General features: G+C 58.2%; 15 protein-coding genes and 2 pseudogenes. 14 read left to right on the top strand and 3 right to left on the bottom strand.

Annotation, left to right across the window (positions count from 1 at the left end):
* Positions 1–25: 25 nt before the first annotated feature.
* The 5 genes and pseudogenes from LMG28727_RS34835 to gmd all read left to right on the top strand — a co-directional run.
* Positions 26–499 (top strand): annotated as a pseudogene (locus tag LMG28727_RS34835) (thiamine pyrophosphate-binding protein); the annotation flags it as partial.
* Positions 442–588: pseudogene (locus LMG28727_RS34830) on the top strand (hypothetical protein); the annotation flags it as partial. The pseudogenes LMG28727_RS34835 and LMG28727_RS34830, both read left to right, overlap by 58 nt.
* A 27-nt stretch (positions 589–615) precedes the next feature.
* Positions 616–798, top strand: a complete 183-nt coding sequence (locus LMG28727_RS34825; RefSeq protein ID WP_407945870.1) for a hypothetical protein — start codon at positions 616–618, stop codon at positions 796–798.
* Positions 799–859: 61 nt separating this feature from the next.
* On the top strand, positions 860–1033 hold the full coding sequence (locus LMG28727_RS26485) for a hypothetical protein (RefSeq protein ID WP_201645264.1): 174 nt from the start codon (positions 860–862) through the stop codon (positions 1031–1033).
* Positions 1034–1923: 890 nt separating this feature from the next.
* Complete coding sequence (gene gmd / locus LMG28727_RS26480) at positions 1924–3051, top strand: GDP-mannose 4,6-dehydratase (protein WP_201645263.1); 1128 nt, start codon at positions 1924–1926, stop codon at positions 3049–3051.
* Between the two features lie 462 nt (positions 3052–3513).
* Here the strand turns inward: gmd and LMG28727_RS26475 are convergent, their stop codons facing one another.
* From LMG28727_RS26475 to LMG28727_RS26465, 3 genes are all read right to left on the bottom strand, one after another.
* Positions 3514–5358 (bottom strand): alpha/beta hydrolase family protein, encoded by a 1845-nt coding sequence (locus LMG28727_RS26475; protein ID WP_236592367.1) that lies wholly within the window; start codon positions 5356–5358, stop codon positions 3514–3516.
* Positions 5342–5602, bottom strand: coding sequence for an acyl carrier protein (locus LMG28727_RS26470; RefSeq protein ID WP_201645262.1), 261 nt, complete (start codon positions 5600–5602; stop codon positions 5342–5344). Before LMG28727_RS26470 ends, LMG28727_RS26475 begins: the two co-directional genes overlap by 17 nt.
* Before the next feature lie 81 nt (positions 5603–5683).
* A complete protein-coding gene (locus tag LMG28727_RS26465; protein WP_201645260.1) occupies positions 5684–7309 on the bottom strand; it encodes an amino acid adenylation domain-containing protein in 1626 nt (541 codons plus the stop codon).
* 1655 nt (positions 7310–8964) lie between these two features.
* Here LMG28727_RS26465 and LMG28727_RS26460 point away from each other — a divergent pair.
* The 9 genes from LMG28727_RS26460 to LMG28727_RS26420 all read left to right on the top strand — a co-directional run bounded on the left by LMG28727_RS26460 (position 8965) and on the right by LMG28727_RS26420 (position 21270).
* Positions 8965–11181: a polysaccharide biosynthesis tyrosine autokinase gene (locus LMG28727_RS26460; RefSeq protein WP_201645259.1), complete on the top strand. Its 2217-nt coding sequence runs from the start codon at positions 8965–8967 to the stop codon at positions 11179–11181.
* A 74-nt stretch (positions 11182–11255) separates the two neighbouring features.
* A complete protein-coding gene (locus tag LMG28727_RS26455; RefSeq protein ID WP_201645258.1) occupies positions 11256–11411 on the top strand; it encodes a hypothetical protein in 156 nt (51 codons plus the stop codon).
* Positions 11408–12439, top strand: a complete 1032-nt coding sequence (locus tag LMG28727_RS26450; RefSeq protein ID WP_201645257.1) for a hypothetical protein — start codon at positions 11408–11410, stop codon at positions 12437–12439. Before LMG28727_RS26455 ends, LMG28727_RS26450 begins: the two co-directional genes overlap by 4 nt.
* A gap of 79 nt (positions 12440–12518) precedes the next feature.
* The gene (locus LMG28727_RS26445) at positions 12519–13694 is read left to right on the top strand and encodes a glycosyltransferase family 4 protein (RefSeq protein ID WP_201645256.1); all 1176 of its coding nucleotides are present in this window, start codon (positions 12519–12521) and stop codon (positions 13692–13694) included.
* A 3-nt stretch (positions 13695–13697) separates the two neighbouring features.
* Positions 13698–15050 carry a hypothetical protein gene (locus LMG28727_RS26440; protein ID WP_201645255.1) on the top strand — a complete coding sequence of 451 codons (1353 nt, stop codon included), beginning with the start codon at positions 13698–13700 and terminating at the stop codon, positions 15048–15050.
* A complete protein-coding gene (locus LMG28727_RS26435; RefSeq protein WP_201645254.1) occupies positions 15047–16150 on the top strand; it encodes a glycosyltransferase family 4 protein in 1104 nt (367 codons plus the stop codon). Before LMG28727_RS26440 ends, LMG28727_RS26435 begins: the two co-directional genes overlap by 4 nt.
* A 187-nt stretch (positions 16151–16337) precedes the next feature.
* Positions 16338–17651, top strand: a complete 1314-nt coding sequence (locus LMG28727_RS26430) for a lipopolysaccharide biosynthesis protein (protein ID WP_201645253.1) — start codon at positions 16338–16340, stop codon at positions 17649–17651.
* A 454-nt stretch (positions 17652–18105) separates the two neighbouring features.
* Positions 18106–19284 carry an MFS transporter gene (locus LMG28727_RS26425; protein ID WP_201645252.1) on the top strand — a complete coding sequence of 393 codons (1179 nt, stop codon included), beginning with the start codon at positions 18106–18108 and terminating at the stop codon, positions 19282–19284.
* 219 nt (positions 19285–19503) lie between these two features.
* Positions 19504–21270, top strand: coding sequence for a cytochrome c biogenesis protein DipZ (locus LMG28727_RS26420; RefSeq protein ID WP_201645251.1), 1767 nt, complete (start codon positions 19504–19506; stop codon positions 21268–21270).
* Positions 21271–21457 lie beyond the last annotated feature (187 nt).

Genomic DNA, 21457 nt, shown 5'->3' with positions numbered 1-21457 from the left:
CGGCGCATTTCCATGCGGGCCAGTCATGATCCAGAACCCCAATGCCGCTTTAGAAGTCTTGCCGAACCCGGCGTTTGCCGATGAATCGATGTCGGGTGCCGACATCATCCTGCGCGTCCTGAGCGAGCAGGGCGTGGACACCGTATTCGGTTATAGCGGCGGCGCCATTCTGCCAACGTACGATGCTATTCTCCGTTTCAACGAAATGCACGCGAACGATCCCGCACATCAGATCAATCTCGTGGTCCCGGCCAACGAACAGACTGCAGGTTTCATGGCCGCCGGTTATGCACGCGCCAGCGGGAAAGTCGGCGTTTTCATGGTGACGTCAGGTCCCGGGGCGACCAACGCGGTCACGCCAATCGCGGACTGCAACGGTTATTCGGTGCCGGTCGTTCTGATCAGCGGACAGGTGCCGCGTGCGGCGATCGGCGCGGATGCATTCCAGGAAGCGCCTGTGTTCAACATCATGTTCTCTTTTACGATGGACGCCTGTGCGGGAGCGACAAGTCGCTGCACCGCAAGGATTTTGTCGTCGCTGCCCAGGCTGACGGATTCGAGTTCGCGCGCCGCGTCGACACGCCGAACGAACTCGAGGACGCACTCAGGGCATTCGTGAAATTCGAAGGACCCGCGTTCCTCGAAGTCATGATCGACCAGAACGCCGATGTGTTTCCTATGGTGGGACCTGGGCAAACCTATTCGACGATGGTGACCGGGCCGTTCATTCCGTCCCGCTCCGAACGGAATTCCGACACGGACGACACGGTGCATCGGGCGCCTGCGGATATGTTCTAAGGCATTCGATTTGTGCGAGGGGGGCGGGCGCGGCGGACGACCGCTGCGGCTGCCCGTTTAAATGGCGGTCAGTGTCGCTTTCGTGGCTTTGATCGGCGCGGTCGTCTCGTTCTACCGGGTGAGTTTCGCCGATGAGTTTCGCGATCTCTTCATCGACCTGCGTGCCGCATTTGCTTTAATGCCTTCCGCGATTTGCCCAGGCTTGAAACTGTCACAAGGCAGCCTCCTGTTTTAAGAGCTACCTCCTGCCCCGCGACTCTGGGAGGCTACTCAATTCTTCATTCCCACGCTACTTTCCTTCTTCCTCTCGATCAGTCTGACAGAACCTTCGCCAATACATCGTCAGTTTCAGTCATTGCCATTCCTGAATTGTTTTTGTGCTTATGATGAACCGCAAATTTCGTCTATCTATCGCCACAGAGATAAAAGAGAAGAACATGGCGTATGCAAGTCTGGTATCACCGGCGTTGGAGATCTTTGCGTTCGATGCAGTCAATGAACTCGTAGCCATCGCCCACCGTCACCGAAAATAAGAACCATGGATCTGTCCTCTTCCGACGCAGCGTAACTTGGTCTTCATCGATTCGCATCTGCACTGACGGACTTCACTGGTGTCATTTCAGGTTTCGATGCGCTCTTCGTCGGGGGAGCAAAAAAACGAGTCACCGCGCAAGACGTCGACTCGTCGCGTGGGCTTGGTGTGCGTACAAAAATGCGGATTCTGTACGCGCATTCGTGAAGACAGCGACCTGCTCAAGCGGCTTGCATCAGCAGATATGACCAGCTACTAGAGTTGATCAATTTCCGTATTCGACGCGGGCCTACCCTGGCTTGCGAATAGTTTTCAATCGAAAAATGAAAGTTTCACCCGCGAAATACCGGATGCAAACCCGCTGTAAGACTGTGAGTCACGATTCGAAAAGGACAGTCGAATCTCTTTGCGTCGTATCCGGTTTCGTACCAGAAGATGCGAATCTGAGGCTACTCCCCGGAGCGCACGTGCTCATCGGTTCGGGCGATCGATGCAGTTACTACGGTTACGTAGCGTGTCACGGGCTAATCAAGGTTCTTGTCTGATTGGTCCGAAAAGGCTGATTCCAGGACATTTAACAAGAGGAGAATACGATGACTCAAAAGGTCGCCTTGATTACTGGCGTCACAGGCCAGGATGGTTCATATCTGGCAGAGCTATTGATTGACAAAGGTTACGAGGTGCATGGCCTCAAGCGTCGCTCTTCGTTGTTCAACACGGACCGGATTGATCATCTGTGCCGCGATGTACATGACCCGGACCGGCGTTTGCAATTGCATTACGGTGACCTGACAGATTCGTCGAGTCTGATGCGCATCATGCAGCAAGTCGAGCCGGATGAAGTCTACAACCTCGCTGCACAAAGTCACGTCGCAGTGTCGTTCGAAGAGCCGGAATACACAGCCAACACCGACGGCCTTGGCACGCTGCGTCTGCTCGAAGCGATCCGTATCTGCGGGCTGGAGAAAAAGACGCGTTTCTATCAGGCGTCGACCTCGGAACTCTACGGCCTCGTGCAGGAAGTGCCGCAGCGCGAGACGACGCCTTTTTATCCGCGCAGCCCGTACGCCGTCGCCAAACTGTTCGCTTACTGGACGACGGTCAACTACCGTGAAGCGTACGGGATCTACGCTTGCAACGGCATTCTGTTTAATCACGAGTCGCCTGTGCGCGGCGAAACGTTCGTCACGCGCAAGATCACGCGCGCCATTGCGCGCATTGCGGTGGATTTGCAGGATGAGCTTTATCTCGGCAATCTTTCTGCGCTGCGCGATTGGGGGCATGCGCGTGACTACGTCGAAATGCAATGGATGATGCTCCAGCAGGAGCACCCCGAAGACTTCGTGATCGCGACAGGCGAGCAATATAGCGTTCGGGAATTCGTCCAGCGCGCGGCGGCCGAACTGGGCATCATCGTGCGCTTTGAGGGCAGTGGCGTGCATGAAGTGGGCATCGTCGATGCTGTCGAACGCCGTCGCCCGAATGAAATACGTGTGCAACCCGGCGACGTGATCGTGCGCGTGGATTCGCGCTACTTCCGGCCGACGGAAGTGGAAACGCTGCTCGGCGATCCGTCGAAGGCGCATCATAAGCTCGGCTGGCAACCGACGACGTCGTTCGAAAGCCTCGTCAGGGAAATGGTGCTGTCCGACTATCAGATCGCGCGACGTGATGCGCTCGTCACGCTGGCCGGTTTCAAGGCGCTGGAACGTCACGAGTGACGGAGCACAACCATGGACGCACGCGTTTTCGGCGCGATGAACTCCACGCTGATTATTCCTGTGGGTGGGTTCGTTCGGCTGACAACGCGCGTATCTGCGCGGGTATCGCTCAGTAGCCGCGAAAAGAGTCGCACTTCGTCACGGCTACCTGAAGAAAGTCCTCGCCGCGCGCTTCGCTGATGCAGCACGGAGCTCATGAGGAAGCACGCTGAAAGCCGATATAACAGGCCGCCTCGCAAGGCGGATTATGTGTGCCTGCTGCGAGGCAGGTACTACCCCACCATTCCTGGAAAGGTTCTAATAATTAGCGCGATACGGCTCTCGTGGCAGTTCACGAGTCCGCTATTCATCGACTCGATGCGCAGTGCCGATTCCGTACGCAGGGTGCGTACTGTGCCTCACTGGGTTGGCGTCAAGACGGCCCCGACGCGTACCCAATAAGGTGCCGTGCCGCCTTTCAACTCAACGTTGCTGCGTGGGAGCAACGCACAAACCGAGATTCGTTGCGACGGTTTCGCGCCTTCCATTCAGCACACGCTCGCGCAAAAACGCTTCGAATCGCGCCATCACCGCATCACGTGCCGCGCACGAAAAGAGCGCGTGATCGACCGTGTCGACGACGGTAGTGGCAACGTGGGCCAGATTTTTCAATCGACTACCGTTGGGTCCGAAATGGATTTCCAGCTCTTCCAGCCCCTCGTCGATCGGACCGTACATGAGCGACGTATGGACCCCCCTGCGCTCGAGTTCAATCATGAGCTTGCGGACCGCCCCACCAGGTGTGTGATGACCAATTAGCTGTTCGAGTGCCGTACCGGCACGAGCCGCCATGCGTGCGACAAGGCGTCGCGTGAGCTCGGCTGTGATCGCTCTGCCTTTCACCCGCCCGGTCAGCAGGCGCAACCACTTGCGCGGATTGCGCATGGCCTGTCTATACACGACACTCGGCGCGACGTGCCGGGTTCGAGCCCGGTCCCAGATGAAAAACGGCAGATTGACGGCGGCGCATCCCACTACAGCAGAGTGAGTGAGTGCTGTGTGCAGGCTGACATAGGCGCCGCTGCACACACCGAACATCACGATCTTCGGGTAGCCCGCCGCTGCCAGCCAATCGACGCCGGCTCTCGCGTCCGCGACTGCGAATCGGGCGTACACCGCATTGAGCGACAACGTATCGTTGCGGCGCAGACTATCGCCGAGGCCGCTGAGGTCCATGCGCAACGAGGCAATCCCTTGCGCCGCCAGACGGCGGGCCATCAGCACCGTAAAGCGGCCGTCGCCGATCCTGTGCACGCCTCCTGTGTTGACAAATAGCACAGCCGGCGCGCCTTCGAGCGCGCGCAATGGCTGACAGAACACGCCGGCATAGCGATTTCCGTCGAACACCACGGGCGTTTCGCGCCCATCCGCGAATTCAATGACGGCGTTGCTTGCACTCGCAAGCATCTCAACCGCCGGCTCGTTTCTCGTGACACCGGCTACGCCGAACCATTCGAGCACGTTGTCGAACGCTTTGACCGGTGTCTGGCTGTAGCTAGGATCGAGCAAGAACTTGGCGTACTCGCCGAACCACTTCACATCCGTTTGAGCGTCCTGCGTCTGGTAATGCGCGGCCAGCCGCTTCACGCGCGTGCTTTCGTTGAGATCGTGTAGTAGTACGCGCCGCGCGAGACGTTGGGTACCGCGTTCGAGATCAACGCTATGGAGCATTTCAAGCGTGTCGGGATAGAGCCGGAAGCCGTGAGCGCCGACGGTGTGCAACGGCTCCGCATCGAGTTTGAGTTCGGGTACCTGTTGTGCGTGGAGCCAGCTCTGATGCTGAAGTACCAGCTCACGGATATAGTTTCTTCCGGAAATCACCGGCATCAGCATCACGAGGCTGTCCACCCCGCCGAGTTCTTCCGCGGCCAGCGCTGCGAGCGTCGCGCCGAGACGCAGCCCGCACAGGCCCAGTCGCGTCACGCCCGTTTCGGCGCGCAACCGCGCGGTGGCCATCTTGATACTGTCGAGCCACGCGCGTAAACGCTGCGAATCGCATTCCTTACCGCTTGAATCACCGGTCCCGGGGTAGTCGAAGCGCAGCACGGCGATGCCGCGCGCGGCGAGCGCCTCCGCTAGCTCACGCCAGCCGCGGTAGATACACAGCGCTTCGTAGCCGAACGGGTTGCACAGCACTATTCCCAACTCAGGCTGCCTATCCGCAGGACGGTGGAGCCATCCGAAACAACCGTCGAATATGACCGGCGTCATGGTGGGCGAAGTCGTCACGACGTGTTGCCGCGGCGCCATGTCAAGTACGCGTTGCAATCGAATCATCCGATATGATCTGCGTGATTACGTTCGTGAGTGCATCAATGCTTTGAAACAGATCGTGCGTAATCATCGCGTCGGGAATCTGGATTGAAAAAGCCTCCTCGATCGCCATCATCACGCGAATCGTGCCGAGCGACGACAAGCCCGCAGCGAAGAGATCGTCGTGATCGGTAAGCGTGTCTACCGGTACGTCGAGACAGGCGGTTTCCTGCAAAATACGGCGTACGTGTGCATTCATTTTTTACCCCCGCGATACTTCAATTCTCCCGCTCGGTTTCGGTCGTCATAGCGTGGCGGACACGCGCTTGCCAGGTCGGATTCAGATCAGCACATCACCGGTTACACACTGCGCAACGAGTGCCCTTCGATCAATCTTTCCGTTGACGTTAAGAGGGAGCGTCTCGAGTATGATGATCCGCTGTGGAACGGCATAAGCCGGCAGACGTTGGCGGCACGCTTGCAGAATGTTTATGGTGTCGTTCTGCGCGTGCGTGACGAATGCGATTAGACCGCCCGCGCGGCCCGCTTCATCGACAGGCCAGGCGATCACCGCGCAAAGCGCCGCCCCGCTGCATCCCCGAACGACATGCTCGACTTCTTCGAGTTCGATCCGGTTGCCATGAATCTTTATCTGCGTGTCCAACCTGCCTTGAAACACGATACCCTGACCGGCTACCTCGCGTCCCACGTCGGCGCTGCGATACCAGCGTGTTGCGTTCCGGCCAGGATAGTGGGCCGAAACGAAACGCCGGTTGCCGGGTTCGTCGGGTGCCAGATAACCGGCCGCGACTTGCGGACCACCTATCAGCAGTTCGCCGTTCACGCCAGCCGCTACCGGTTCAAGGTCGGCGTCGACGATCAGCATTTCCATGCCCGGCAACGGTTCGCCAAGCGGCATCGACGTGTGCTGCGGATCTGCGAGAAACTCAGGTGTTACTTCAAAAGTGCTGCACGCGACCGTAGCTTCGGTCGGTCCATACAAGTTCACGATGCGGCTATTCGGAGCGGCGAGCAGCCACGCCTGCACCAGCCAGCGCTGCAACGGCTCGCCGCCGAACTGAGTCACGCGCAGGCTCGGAAACTCATTCGCCGACAGCTTGCGCAACTGCTGCATGAACGCGGCAACCGAAGGCACACTGGTCCAATGCGTAATCGCGTGCCGCTTGATGAAGGCCGCGTTATAGATCGGCTCGACGGTCTTCGGCACATACAGGCAAGCGCCGTTCGCCCAGCACACGAACATGTCGTGCACAGAGGGATCGAAGGAAAGCTCGGAAAACTGCGCGTACCGCGCGTTTGGCAGCTTCCCCAACAACTGCACTTGGGCCGCTACATAGGAGCAAGCGTTTGCATGCGAGATCGGCACGCCTTTGGGCGCGCCAGTCGAGCCTGACGTGAACAGCACGTAGGCTTGATCATGCTGCGAGCGGGGTGCGGCGGTGTCCGCAATAAGCGAATGAGACGGTAGTTTCGTCATTGCGTTGACGAGCGCTTCCCCGCGGTCACGGTGCATTTCCGTGGAGTCTTGATCTACATCTGAATTGCCATCTTCTTCACCGTCGATCGGGAAGATAGCGGGGCATACATCGAGCAGCGGCAGTACTTGGTTGAGCAACACGGCGCAACGACGATCGACCAGCAGCAAAGGCGCGCCTGACTGTGCAATCACGGCTGCGATGCGTGCTGCTGGCGTGTTCGGATTGAGCGGGACATAGGCGAAACCGGCCTTGAGGATACCCAGCAAGCCGACGTACGCGGCCACGCTGCGGTGCGCGAACAGTAGGCAACGCCTCGCCTGACCCAGCGGCAAAGTGGCCGTTAATCCTGCTGCGACCCGGCGCGCCCGTAACGCAATGTCCTCGTAAGAATACAAGCGTTCATCGACCCACAGCGCGGGCCGGTTCGGCTCGTTTGCGGCAGTATCGAAGAAGAAGGAATCCAGCATTCATAGCCCCAATACGTCGCGCATTCTACCGGCGTGTCGCGCTGGCGGCTAAACCGCACGGAAGCGGCACTCAGCTATGCCGAAAAATGCTACACAGTGGTTAAATCGATCCCATGGCGCGCTGCGGGATCGTGGAAAAACTCACAGGACAGACATTCGCGGACGGCCCCGCGACGTGAACGCTTTACACGCAAAGAAGTACGAAGAGCGCGCCCTAATAGGGTTCGTTCGGATCATAGATCCCGAACCGAAACGGTATATGTGCGATACCGCTCTCAATACACAAATGAGATGGCTCTGTCGCGGTGGAGCGAGCGGTTCTCGTTGCTCAGCGGAAGCGGAAGATCTGATCGACGATGGCGCGCTTGAATGCGGATATGCGCAATGTGCTCGAACAGCCTCGCTATCCGCTAAGTCCGTGTCTCCTGGGACTGGTGATGGCGCATCGTTCAGGTCGATGGCTCGACTTGAACGTAGTGAATTCAAAACGTCTGCGGCCGCTGGAGATGCTGCTTCGGCGACACAATACGCGCGGACGGCAGCCGGCGGCGATGAAACGAAAGGCGCGATTTGTTGGACCGCTATATGAACAACATTGTCGAGCAGGACCGTCGATCTATCGAGCGATGAATTGTTCCAGGGCTGAAATCCGGAGATGTTCGTTGCACCCACATCTTTCTGGGTGATGTTGACGTCACGCTGGTGAAAAAAAATAGCGGGGAATGAGGAGGCGCCACCTCGCAGAGCGGGCGATGGTCCCGTCGCTCTATAGTTGAGAGCACAAGTATTTGTTACTCAGGCGCCTGGACTCGGTCTGAACTTCTTACTCGACAACGCCGTCAAGAAGAGCCAACTGTTATGCGCAATCGGCCAATGCGTGTCGACGGATATTTCTAGTTGAGATATTCTCCGACACAACTAGACAAAGATTCGAAAACGAGATCGAGAGGTCTTAGGTTTGGGGCGCTTCGCGTAAAACTATTCCAGCACGACGTCTGGCCTGCTCACTGCAGCGGACTCTGCTTGTGCTGGTCGGATTCATTCTGCCGTATCGAATCCGAAGTAAGACGAATACTCGCGGAGTAGAAAAATATAATTGGTATAACAATTTTGTGCCACTAGAAATGAGCATGTGGGTTGTATCGGGGCCGCCTTTCGCCGTTCCAATTGCGCCGTTCCCAGTTCGCCTATTTCTGCAGAGTAATCTGGTTGAAATATGGCAATGCTTTTGATGCAGTGTTGCGTTCAGTTGCAGGTGCATGCTTGTTCCAGTCATTGCGCTGGAACCGGCATTTGCCCACGCCTCAAGAGCTCGTATTGCATGAATGAGACACAAGCTACGCTTGGTAGAGAGGTGTTTTTCATGCCGATCAATGACGCGGTGTTGTATAGGAATACAGATCGACAAGAAGGTCCACCAAAGAGGCGCGACTGGCAGTACTTTAAGCCGTTCGAAAGCGGTTCATGGCTGGCAATAGAAAGGTGCGCTTAATTGAGCGCGAATGAATCTGTAAGTGAAACTGCGCATTACCGTCGTGACGATGTTGCATAGGTTGGTGAACGCGTAATGCGTATTACGGAGACGGTCCTGCGAGAGCGGAGTTAGCAGCGTGCTGGCTCGAAGTTAGATAACCCGAAGTCTTGATTGGCAACCTATGAGCACTATCCTCGATAACGAATCGACCGGTTCTCCACTTATCGGCAGGTTGACACTTGCGTCGTATCTATCTCACCTCGCAGCCAGTTGGCGGCTGATAGTAACGACGACGGTTCTTGCGCTCGTGCTCGGCGTAGGGTACGCATTGGTGGCAACACCGGTGTACCAGGCTGACGCGATGATTCAGGTCGAGGATAGTGAGGCGACAGCGAAAGCCAAGGAAACGCTGGGCGAATTGGCTTCCTTTTTCAACAAGAGCGGCACGACGGCGGCCGAGATGGAATTGATCCGCTCGGACCTCGTCATCGAACAGGCGGTGCAGCAGCTTCACCTCGACATTAGCGCGCGGCCGAAATACTTTCCGATTATCGGCGCGGCACTGGCACGGCATGCCCCCCGCGGAGAACTGGCGAAGCCCCGTTTTGGTTTGCAGAACTTCGCGTGGGGCGGAGAGCAGATCTCCGTTAGCAAGCTCGATCTTCCTCCACAGCTAGCATCGGAAGGTGTCGTGCTGACCGCAGGGGCCGATGGTGCTTATACGCTGTCGACCAAGTCCGGAACAGTCATTTTGCACGGGCGGGTGGGGCAGCTTGCGTCGGTGCCGTTCTACGACGGGCGGGTCGCAATTCTGGTCGACCAGCTGGTTGCTCATGCGTCGACCAAATTCGACGTGGCGAAGCTGTCGGAGCTGAAAACGGTGGAGGAGTTAAAACGATCGCTAACTATTGCAGAGAAAGCCAAACAGTCGGGCATGATTGGCGTAAGCCTCACGGGCGAACACAGTGTGCGTACGGCAGACATACTCAACGCGATTGCGCAGCAGTACGTCAGGCAGAATGTCGATAGAAAGTCTGCCGAGGCGGAGCACACGTTAGCATTTCTCGAGCAGCAGTTGCCGCAATTGCGCACCGAGCTCGATAAGGCCGAACAAAAATACAATCAGTTCCGCAATGAGAACGGCACAATCGACCAGAGCGAGGAAAGCCGACTGCTCCTCGAACAAATATCGCAAACGCAATCGAAGATACTGGATCTCCAGCAGCAACGCGCCGACCTTATACAGCGCTTTGCGCCGGGCCACACGGTAATCGAGTCGCTCGACGCACAGATTGCGACGTTGGAACAGAAGCAGGCCGAGCTTAATCTGCGGGTCCAGAAGTTACCGGATACGGAGCAGACGGCGCTCAGACTTCTGCGTGACGTACGGGTCGATACGCAGCTCTACACCGATCTGCTCAACAGCGCGCAGCAACTGCGCGTGTTGAAGGCAGGTCAGGTCGGCGATGTGCGCGTGGTGAACCATGCGGCGGTTCCGGAAACCCCCATCCGGCCGAATCTGGCCATCATCCTATTGGGAGCGGCCATTGCAGGGTCGATGGTGGGGGTCGTTGCGGCATCCAGCAAGAAGATACTGATGGGCGGTATCGAAGATTCAGTCGAAATCGAACGAGCGCTTGGCATCCCCGTTTTTGCGGTGGTGCCGCGGAGCACGGCGCGCAAGCGCCTGCAGCAGGCGAAAGGCGGGCAGAACGGGCAACACGTGCTACCGGATACTGCTTCTTACGATGTTGCAGTCGAAGGCATACGGACACTGCGCACCGCATTTCAGTTTGGGACGCTTGAGGCCAACAGCAACGTGATAGCGGTGACAGGAACCGGCACGAAGGTCGGTAAATCGTTTGTGTCGATCAACTTTGCCACGGTGCTGGCGCTGGGCGGCAAGCGCGTCATCCTGATCGACGGGGACATGCGGCGCGGCGATATCCATCAGTGTATGAACATACAAAGTGTGCCAGGCCTGTCGGACGTTATCGCCGGGTCGGATCTCGATCGCGCGATCGTCAGAAACGTGCTGCCCGGACTGGATGTTCTGCCGCAAGGCACGATTCCGTCGAATCCATCGGAACTGCTGATGAACGAACGCTTCAAGAGTTTGATGGAGCGTTTGTCCGCGAGTTATGACGCGGTGATCATCGACTCACCGCCGGCTCTTGCGGTGACGGACGCCGCGCTGATCGGCAAAAGCGCCGGCGCGATGCTGCTGGTTGTCCGGCATGGCAAAGATCAGTTGTATGGCATCAGCGAAGCCGTCAGGCGGCTACGCCATTCGGGAATAGACGTAAAAGGCGTGGTCTTCACCGACGTCCCCCGAGGCGTATTAGGTTATGGATCGTACTTCCCGGATTACAAATCGAGTGCCGCCGCTGCGAAATAACTCACACGATGCAAAGCCGTAAGGTTGTTCTGAGGTCGGTGCATCGGTGACAAGCAACGAGTGGGGAGACAGTAATGCAATCAATTGAAGATAATATTATTAGTAATCCGAATGTAAAATCGACGGTCGCAATAATTGTTGTGTCTGAGAAGAAGTTTCGTGCATCCGTTCGCGTGCGCGCGTTCAGCGAAGCAAGGCAGCAGGCCCTGCCTTGGACAAACAAAGCATGACAAAAATCATGCAGAGCATTCGCATTGTCCAGCCAGAAGTGAGGAAAAGCGGGTGTGGTGTAACCGACCACTCAAGCGTGCTGCTTCAATCGCTGCGCGAGAACGGTCTGTGTGTGGAGCGCTATTCAGTACCCGATATTCGCTCGACAAGAGACGTGCCGGTCGTGCCCGGCGATGTATGGATCCTCCAGGTGTCTATCTACGGTTTCGATCGTAAAGGCGTCCCGTTCTGGCTGCCGAACTTCGTGAGAAAGGCCAAGCGGCGCGGCCTCAGGTTGATCGTGTACTTCCATGAGTTGTGGGTTCTGGTGGCGCCGCGCATGTCATCCGCGTTCTGGCTCTCGCCACTGCAAAAGTCTATCTGCAAGCAACTTGTCGGGCTCGCGGACTACGCATTTTTCAATACGGATTTCAGCCACGCCTGGGGTGTCGAGATGATCGGTGATCGGGCGATCTATTCGCCGACTTTCTCGAATGTCGGTGAGCCTGGCAAGGTGCGCGGGTGGCACGAGCGCCAGAACATAGCGGTCGTGTTCGGATCGGAAAAGGCGCGCAGAGAGGTCTATGAATCCATGGCACCGATCCTCGCTGAGCAACTCGCCAGCAAGTGCATTGAGCGGGTTGTCGATATTGGGGCACAGGGAACGTGGCTGAAGGACGTGGCGGATGCGCTGATGCCTCACGCGTTTGAAATTGCAGGCCCTCTCCCGGCCGAGGAAGTCTCGGCGAAGTTGAGAGCCGCGAAGTGGGGGCTGTTCAACACCCCTTGGGGTCAGGCGTCGAAGTCGGGCGTTTTCGCGGCGTATGCGACGCATGGAGTGGCGCCGGTTTCTATTTTCGACAACGCCGGAGCCTATCCGGTGCCGACGCGCTATCCGTTGGCCGACGAACACTTTGTGACGCGCGAATCGTTCCGGCGTGAACCTCGCGGGTTGGATGCCTTATCGGAAGCAGTCGGCCAACGCGTATTTGCGGGGCATGTGCGCAGCAGTCAACTGGTTGGGAAGATTCTGGAGATTACGGCGTGATCGCAAACATCTGTCTCCAGTGGAATCCCTGTGAGCAGTCCGGAAACGGACAGCGAAATGATTGCGCTGGAGAGTGTCAATGACGTCCGTCGCGGTTTTTCATCCTGGCTTGCAACATGCTCACCAGTTAGCGTGGGCGCTGCACGAACACGGCTTGTTGCAGACATTCTGGTCGGGTGTGCCACTGAGCGGGACGGGTGCGAGTTCGATTATGCCCGCCCACATTCGCGACAAATTGCGCAGCACTACCATACCGCCAGCCTTGAGACGTCATCCGGTCTGGTGGCAAGTCTTGCTTCGGGCTCGTTCGCTGGCGCGATCGGCGCAGACCCAACACGACTACACGCATCGGGTATTCCATTGGTTTGACTGGTGGGTGTCCCGTCATGTACAGGCCTTAAAGCCGCGCGCAGTAGTCGGTTACGAAAATTCCTCGTATTACACCTTCATGGCGGCACGTTCTATTGGCGCCGTGTGCATTCTTGACGCGCCTTCGCTGCATCACGAACAGGCGAAGCACCTGATCGACGTGCCGTCGAATGGATATATCGACGAGATCAATCGGCGCAAAGATCGTGAAGTAGAAATGGCGGACCTCCTGATCACCTGTTCCGACATGGCGCGGGATTCCTATGTGAACGCAGGCGTAGCCGCCGGTAAAGTCAAATCTATTCTGCTGGGCGCCGAATTGCCAGTCGGCGTAGCAAGACCACGCGAGAGCGAGCGGCCGGTGCAATTCATTTTCGCCGGCACGCTCTCTTCACGCAAGTCGATCGACCTGATTCTGGATGCGTTCGCGCGACTCAATATTGAAGGCCATCGCGCCGATTTGACGCTAGTGGGTGGGACCGAAGAGGGGCAGTGGCTCACGAAAGCCAGGCAGATCCCGCACGTAAGACATTGTCCCAATGTACCGCAGGCGCAACTCTACCAACTCTTCGCCCAGGCTGACTGCCTGTTGCTGCCGTCGCGCTTCGACGCATTCGGGATGGTGGTGGTTGAAGCTATGGCAACGGGCACGCCCGCGATCGTCTCGACCATGACCGGCGCGCGCGAAATTATTTCGATGTTTCCGGACAGCGGGTGGGTTGTCGAGCCGACCGCGGAATCGATCTTTCGCTGCATGGAGGACAAGGTGATGAACCGCCAGGCGATCAGCACTGCATCGCCCTATGCATTAAAGGCCGCGGGGCATTTCACCTGGCGCGCGTATAGAGAACGAGTTGCGAACCTCATTGCCGAGACGGTGGAGTAACCCATGCAACCAGCTGCGTTATCTACCACCAGAGCTTCCGATCAAGCCTCGGGTCTGACGTTTACTCTGGTCGCCATCGTCATTCTTGTGGCGTTTTTCGAAGGCGCGGCGCGCAAATGGTTTTTTCCCTCATTGTCCGGTCCGCTGCTCGCATGCCGCGATCTTGCGGCGCTCGGGTTGATTCTGCGCGCGGCGCTGCTCCAGCGCTTTGGCGTCATGCCGGTGATGACGCGCTGTCTGGTGTTCTGGTCATTCTGTGTCGTGATCTGGGGCGCATTGCAACTCGTCATCCTGCAGGGACCGGTGGTGCTATATGTGCTTGGGCTCAGGTTCTGGCTGCTTTATTTATGGTTCGCGTTGGCGATGGCGTGCTCGCTCTCTTCGGCCGAGGTGATCAGACTCTTCCGGTTGATGATCGCACTCGCTGTACTGATGCTGCCGCTCGCGGTGATTCAGCATTTTCAGCCGCCTTCGTCGCCGTTGAACTTGCAACTGGACACTGACGAAGACGAGATATTCCGGGTATCGGCCGACATCGTGCGGGTGAGCGGGACCTTTACCTTCACCTTGGGCTATACGTGTTTTATCGCGGTAGTCACACCGTTTGCCATCAATAGTGTCTGGAATGGCACTCCTCTTTACCGCAACAAATGGGCTGCGGTTCTAGTCTTCTTTGCGGTGTCGATCGGTACTCTGATTAGCGGATCCCGCGCGTCGATGATGTCTTTCGGCGGCTTGATGGCAATTCAGTCGATTGCAAGTTTTGTGGGCGCCAAAACCGCAAGAGATCTGATGTGGTCGGCTGCCAAGGTGGTGATCGGCGCCGCGGCGATCGTGGCGACGTTGACCGTGTTCAGCGATGCCGTCGTGGCCACCCAGGAACGGTTCGTCAGTGCGGCAGCCGAGGAGGACATGGTCGGGCGCGTGGAAACTATCCTGCTTGGCGAGCCAGCCGCACGCAAAGATTTCAACTTCATCGGACATGGCCTGGGTGCCGGCACTAACGCGGGATCCGTGCTGTTGACCGGCCATGAGCAATTCGCACTTGCAGAATCGGAGCCGGCGCGTGTGCTGCTGGAAATGGGACTTGTCGGTGTTGCGTGGTTAATTATCAAATGCGCGATTTTCGCCTTTGGCGTTGCGAAGAGTGTCACTCGACTCACGCGGCTTGGCGAAACGCTGCCGTTGATGCTCTGGGTCACTGCGGCTTACGGCATTTCGTCATGGCCGGTTAGCGGGCAGGTGAGTGCGAATGTCTTCGGTTATCTCGTACTCGGCTTTGCGCTGTGTTCCATCCGGCCGGCGTTTCCTGTGCGGAACGTCGCCTATCGCTACACAACGGAGGTGTTGAAGTGAAACTTCTTTTGGTAGGGAATTACGTGGCCGATGACATTAAGAGCATGGAGGCTTACGCGCAGATGCTGTTGCAAGGGTGCCGTGCCGCCGGTATTGACGTCGAGTTGATCGCACCTAAATCCGTTCTGTTTCGGCGCTTGAAAGAGCCGGTCGGCGTCTCGAAATGGGTGGCGTATGTCGACAAGTTCATCATCTTTCCGCTGTTCCTTTCCCGCAAGGCCAAACGATTCGATCGTACGCACATATGTGATCACTCGAATGGCATGTATATGTTCTGGCTGCCGCCGAAGACCAGCAGCATTACGTGTCACGACATCATTGCAATCCGGGCAGCACGCGGCATGATTGGCGGTTGGCGTACCAGTCCGACCGGCAAGGTGTTTCAGGCGCTGATCTTACGCGGCATGGCGCGTGCGCAAAAAATTATCTGCGTGTCAGACTATACGCGGTCCGATTTGATTGGACTGCGTCCCGATCTGACAGCGAGAACCACGGTCATCCGCCAGGCGTTGCATAGCAAGTTTGCTCATGATCCAGGCTGGAGGACGGTTCTCGACGCCTACGCGCCGCGTTTTCTACGCGATAAGCTTTACTTTCTGCACGTCGGCTCCGACCATCCGAGAAAGAACCGTTCCGCCGTCGTGAAGATTTTTGCCGAACTGGCAAAGTTTCCCGAGTTCGCCGACGCGCACCTGATGTTCGTTGGACCGTCGCCGAATCTGGAAATGACCGCAATCATCGAGCGAGCCGGTCTGGAGTCGAAGGTTCACGCGTTTCAAAATGCACCAATGGAGTTGCTGAATGCACTCTATTCGGGCTCAAGGGGCTTCATCTTCACGTCACGTAACGAAGGATTTGGCTGGCCGATTATCGAGGCGCAGGCTTGCGGTTGTCCGGTGTTTGCGTCGCACGTAGGTCCCATGCAGGAAGTGGGCGGCTCCGCCGCACAGTACTTCAATCCTGATGATGTGGCCGGTGCGGCCGCGACGATTGCGTCGGCCGATTTCGAAGGCATGCGGAAAGCCGGACTCGATAATGTCAGACGCTATAACGTCGATCAGATGATCCGGGATCTGATCGAGACGGTGGCGCGTGATTGACCTGAACCTAGCTCAGGTTATCGGGTCGGTTCGGGAGCAGGGTGCGGCAGCGAACATTCGCAATAACCAGGTGCGCGGGATGATAGCGATTGTTTCGATCGAATGATCGGTGGCCGTGGATGCGAGTTTTATCTGGTCGGGAGAATTCGGATGTGTTTAATCGTACCTGGTACCCGGATCCCTTTGTATGAACCGACCCCCTGATGCCGGAAGGGAAGCAGGGGCCTGCAGCCTGAATGCAGTACTTCCGGCTGTCGTCCCGAAAACCGGGGGGATGACGGTATTTCTCGCCAAATTTTTTTCGCTCGAGGTATTGCTTCAGGGTATTAACTTCCTCTGCGGTATCTGGGTAGTCAAGACACTGGCGGTCCAGGAATACGCGTGGTACACGATCGCCGTGACCCTGCTTGGGGCGGGCAGCGTGTTGTGCGACATTGGTGTCGGTGCGGCTCTGATGAGTGTCGCCGGCAAGCTGTGGCCAGACCGTGCGAAGATCAATACCGTTTTCGCGATTGCATTCCGCACGCGCGTCAAATTCTTCCTCGTGTTTGGCGGAGTAGTGTTTGCAGTGGGTCTGCTGCTGCTGTCGAAGTCGCAATCGCCGCTACCGATGTCGGTGTGCATCATGGGGCTCGTGGTACTGATTACCTATTTTCAGTTGAATTTCGATTTGATGGCGGTGCTGCCCAAACTGGAGCAAAGCCTCAGTGTTCTGCAAAAGATGACTATTAGCGGTGCGTTGACACGGCTAGTCATCCTTTCGCTGATTCTAGTTTCTCCGCACGCGGTGACCGCTCTGATTGCTGCGCTGATTGCGATGGCCTTTCAGGCATATCAGATTCGCCGGCACTATGATCTATCGAACAAGGATGAAGGCCTGGCGGTCGAAGAGGTCAAACAGGAATTCGCGAGGGTCGCGAAAAGACAGGCTCCCGCATCGATCTATTTCTGCATTCAGGGGCAGTTGAACGTCTTCCTGCTGAGTTATTTTGGAAGCTCGACCCAGGTCGCCCAACTCGGCGCCTTGGGTCGCATTGCGGCGTTGCTGCTGGTCGTGCAGGCGGTGTTCTCTTACGTTTTGATGCCCCGTTTTTCCCTTCTGAAAGACAAGGCGGAGATACGGCGCAAGTATCTACTTCAGGTGGGATTGTTCTTGTGCATCATCGCCGTGTTCCTCGGTGCGGCGGCATTAGTTCCTGGGCTGATGCTAAAGATATTGGGCGGGAAATATAGTGGGTTGAACGGCGAACTGCTATTGATCCTCACTTCGGCTTCGCTGTATATGATCGAAGGGCTGTTGTATTCGTTGAACATGTCGCGGGCGTGGATTGTGCCGTCCTGGATTCAGGTCGTCACCACGCTCGGGTTCCAGGCTATCCTGCTTTGCTTTATGCCGATCGACACCATGTCGCGGGTCGTGGTCTTCTCATCGATAAGTCCGGTTATCTCGATCTGCGTGTACGTTATATCGGCAACGATGCACTTCGGGAAAATGGAATGAAATTAGTTTGGGAATTGACCATCTTCCTGAGTGGCTCCATCTTCGGAGAAGTCGCGTCGGTTGTTCGCGCCGTGCATGTGCGACAACACACGTCCCTTCGGCGGTGACAAGAGGGGATCGGCTGCACCACTTCAAATCACCGGTTACGCAAAAAGCGCCGCATCAATCTGATCAAAGCTGCGTTGACGGGCTGTCCGCGTTCACCGCGTGTCAGCGTCGTTGCCGGTTCAATCGGCGACCCTCGCCGATACCATCGAAGCCTTCCGAGCTTGCGGCAAGGATGTAGGGGCCAGTCGCGCCCTCAGACAGCGCGCTTCGGTGCGAGGTGATCACAATGGCACGTCCTCCGGAGGCGGATGCCCCCCTCGAGCATTCAGGCGGTGGTTCCGGGCATAATATTTCACCGCTCGACCATCGCCGGTCCGCGATCTTCATCCGACCATCCGGACTCACCATGCGCCCATTCAGCTCCCTTTTTGTGCTAATCGGCACCTTGCTCGCAGCGGGCGGGTACGGAGCGACGTTCTTCCTTTCAATGCATTTCAGGTCACTAGGCGGCAGCGACCTTGATACGGGCCTGGCACTTGCAGCAGCCACACTCGGCACGCTCGTCGGCGTTCTGCTGGTCGGCTGGTTTGCCCAGCGAATCGGAGCCGCGCGAACCATGGCGCTCGCGGCGTTGTGCATCGGCTTCGGTGTCGCTGGATTCGCGCTGATCGAGCGAATCAGTCCGTTCAGCCTTTTTCCTGGCTTTCTGGTGGGCTTAGGGTGGGGGGCGTTCTGTCTGGCCGCGCCGATGTCGCTCACGGAGCGCACGAGCAACGCAGATCGCGGTTCCTGGTTCATGCGCTTCGGCACGGTGCAGATGGCCGGCGTCGGTGGCTGCCCGGCGGTCGCGGCGTTTGCGATTCATTCGTTGCGCTGGCCGCTTACCAGCGTGCTTTATGTCATTGGCGGTTTGTGCGCGGTTGCGGCGTTGCTGCTGGAGACCTTCGGGCGGATCTCGCCACGTTCACGCGCGACCCCCGCATCGCCGGTGCAGAAAAGATGGTTGCGCGAGATCGGTGCTATTTTCCGCACGCGGGCGGCTTACCCCATCGCGATGATCTCTCTGTGCGCGTGTGTTTTTTCAGGCCTGATGACCTTCCAGATGTCTCTCGTCCAAGGCACCGGCTTGCAAGCGGGCACGTTTTTCAGTGTCTACGCGGTCACGGTCGTGGTGGCGCGCTGGTTGCTTGCACGAGTCGTAATCCGGCTTCATCGCGAGATCGCCACGAAGGTGCTGCTCGTCATGATGTTGCTCGGTGTCGCTGCCGTGTCGGCGGTGCCTTATAACGCGATGTTTCATCCGGCGAGCGCGATTCTGCTCGGAACCGGTTACGGGCTCGTCTATCCGACCATTCAGACCCAGGCGGTCAACGATTCCGCGGAAATGCACCAGCCGGCCGCATTGACGTGGTTTGTGGTCGCGTACTTCATCGGCACATTCGGCTTTCCCGCGATCGGTGGATGGGTGCTGGTTCACATGGGGCCACACGCATTGGTCGCGCTGATCGCCGCCTGCGGGCTCGCAGCGCTGACGCTGGCGATCCTGCAGGACAGGCACGGGGTCAAGTCGTTGTCGAAGGCGTGACTAGGGCGGCCGGCGATTGTCCAGCGACTGGCAACGCCGCGTAGTTTGTATCTCCATGTATCCCACGTTGCAACCGATACACGGCGTTGCACGCCTCACGCTTCCCGACATCACTGCGATACATGAGGGCGGTGGAATACAGCACATAGCTTGACGTGCCGTAGCCGCCCGGCGTTCGACGCCGGTCCGTCCACTGTCTACTGTTTCAACTTCGACCTCATGTTACTCATCGTCATCGCATTCATGGGCGGCCTGTTCACCGTGCTGAGCCCCTGTATCCTGCCGGTCGTCCCGTTCGTTTTCGCGCGCTCCGACCGGCCATTCGCGACGGACCGCCTGCCGCTGCTGCTCGGCCTCGCCGGGGCCTTCGCGCTGGTGACCGGGCTCGGCGCAGCCGGTCTGAGCGGCGCGGCGCAATTGAGTCAGTACGGCCGCTGGATCTCGCTCGCACTGTTCGCTTTGTTCGGCGCGGCACTGCTGTTTCCGTCGATCGCAACGAGGCTCGCGCGTCCGCTGTCGGCGCTTGCCGAGCGCTTCGTCACGCATTCGCAAGACCAGCGGACGACGCGCCGGATCGGCGCTGCGGTCCTGCTCGGCGCAGCGACGGGCTTGCTGTGGGCACCATGCGCGGGACCGGTTCTCGGTCTGATCCTGACCGGTGCGGCGTTGCATGGCGCGACCTGGCAGACCGGCGCGGCGCTCGCCGCGTATGCGCTCGGCGCGGCGTGCTCGCTGGCGGTCGTGTCGGTCCTCGGCAAGCGTTCGCTGGATTTGCTCAAGCGATCGTTCAGCATCGGCGAAGGGTTGCGTCGTGCGTTGGGCGCGCTTGTATTGCTCACGGTCGCGGCGATTGCGCTGGGCGTCGACACGCAGATACTTGCGCATGTGCCAGGCGCTCCAACGAACCGAATCGAGAGCCAGCTGGTCGGTCTGCTCGAATCGAACGACACGGTGCAGAAGGCACGGCCCGCATCGCACATCATGCGCGTGTCACTGACCGCATCCAATGCGGACGCGCTGCCGGTTCAGGGCCGCCTGCCGTCGCTCGACGGCGCGACGACCTGGCTGAACAGCGCGCCACTTTCCCGCGATGGGTTGCGCGGCAAAGTGGTGGTGGTCAACTTCTGGACCTACTCGTGCATCAACTGTCTGCGCACGTTGCCGTATCTGAAGACATGGGCGGATCGTTATCGCGATGACGGCCTTGTGGTGGTCGGTGTGCACACGCCGGAGTTCGGCTTCGAGCACGACACGGGGAACGTGCGCCGCGCGCTGGGCGATCTGAAAATCCACTACCCGGTGGCCGTCGATAACGACTACCGGATCTGGCAGGCTTTCGGCAATCAGTACTGGCCGGCGTTCTATATCGTCGATGCGCAAGGCCGCATCCGATACCAGCACTTCGGCGAAGGCAACTACGGCGAAGCGGAGCGGGCAATCCAGCAACTGCTGGCGGACAACGGCCGTGCGATGCCCGCTGACAATCCGAAGCCGGTGCTGGCGGGCGGGGCGCAGGCGCCGGCCGATCCGTCGGACATCGGCTCCGACGAGACGTACGTGGGTTACCGGCAGGCGCAGGGCTTTGCATCGCCACAGCCTGTGCAGTCCGGCATCGCAGCGGTGTATACGCTGCCCACGCAACTGGCAGTGAATAGCTGGGCGCTTGCGGGTCAGTGGAACGTTGGTGGCGAGTTCGCGGAACCGACCGCGCAGCATGGGCGCATTGCCTATCGCTTCCATGCACGCGATCTGCATCTGGTGCTCGCACCGGCAGCCGATGACAAGCCCGTGCGATTCAGGATCACGCTCGACGGAGCGCCGCCTGGAGCCGCACACGGCGAGGACGTCGCGAGCGACGGCACAGGTACGGTGACGAGTGCGCGCTTGTATCAGTTGGTGCGTCAGCGTGGCACGGTGGACGACCGGACGTTCGAAATCGAATTCCTCGATCCGGGCGCGAAGGTGTTCAGCTTCACGTTTGGTTGAGCGACCGGATTGTGGCGCTGTACGAACCCCCGTGTTCGCTCGACGCCACGGGGGTAGTTTTTCGTGAATCAGACCGCACCGAATATCTGTCGCGACACTATGCGGATCGTGAATAGTTAGCCGATGCATGGACGCACATCAGAAATAAGGTACTGCGGGAATGCGATTCAAGGCGCCACACGAATAC

It is taken from the genome of Paraburkholderia metrosideri (assembly GCF_904848625.1).
GTDB lineage: Bacteria > Pseudomonadota > Gammaproteobacteria > Burkholderiales > Burkholderiaceae > Paraburkholderia > Paraburkholderia metrosideri.
This window is presented reverse-complemented; position numbering and strand designations above follow the sequence as displayed.

Bases quoted from the DNA above. Each gene is read 5' to 3' on its own strand.
- LMG28727_RS26420 (WP_201645251.1), top strand. From the start codon at position 19,504: ATGTTACTCATCGTCATCGCATTCATGGGCGGCCTGTTCACCGTGCTG.
- LMG28727_RS26450 (WP_201645257.1), top strand. From the start codon at position 11,408: ATGACAAAAATCATGCAGAGCATTCGCATTGTCCAGCCAGAAGTGAGG.
- LMG28727_RS26425 (WP_201645252.1), top strand. From the start codon at position 18,106: ATGCGCCCATTCAGCTCCCTTTTTGTGCTAATCGGCACCTTGCTCGCA.
- gmd (WP_201645263.1), top strand. From the start codon at position 1,924: ATGACTCAAAAGGTCGCCTTGATTACTGGCGTCACAGGCCAGGATGGT.
- LMG28727_RS26440 (WP_201645255.1), top strand. From the start codon at position 13,698: ATGCAACCAGCTGCGTTATCTACCACCAGAGCTTCCGATCAAGCCTCG.
- LMG28727_RS26470 (WP_201645262.1), bottom strand. From the start codon at position 5,602: ATGAATGCACACGTACGCCGTATTTTGCAGGAAACCGCCTGTCTCGAC.
- LMG28727_RS26430 (WP_201645253.1), top strand. From the start codon at position 16,338: ATGAACCGACCCCCTGATGCCGGAAGGGAAGCAGGGGCCTGCAGCCTG.
- LMG28727_RS26485 (WP_201645264.1), top strand. From the start codon at position 860: ATGGCGGTCAGTGTCGCTTTCGTGGCTTTGATCGGCGCGGTCGTCTCG.
- LMG28727_RS26460 (WP_201645259.1), top strand. From the start codon at position 8,965: ATGAGCACTATCCTCGATAACGAATCGACCGGTTCTCCACTTATCGGC.
- LMG28727_RS26455 (WP_201645258.1), top strand. From the start codon at position 11,256: ATGCAATCAATTGAAGATAATATTATTAGTAATCCGAATGTAAAATCG.
- LMG28727_RS26445 (WP_201645256.1), top strand. From the start codon at position 12,519: ATGACGTCCGTCGCGGTTTTTCATCCTGGCTTGCAACATGCTCACCAG.
- LMG28727_RS26465 (WP_201645260.1), bottom strand. From the start codon at position 7,309: ATGCTGGATTCCTTCTTCTTCGATACTGCCGCAAACGAGCCGAACCGG.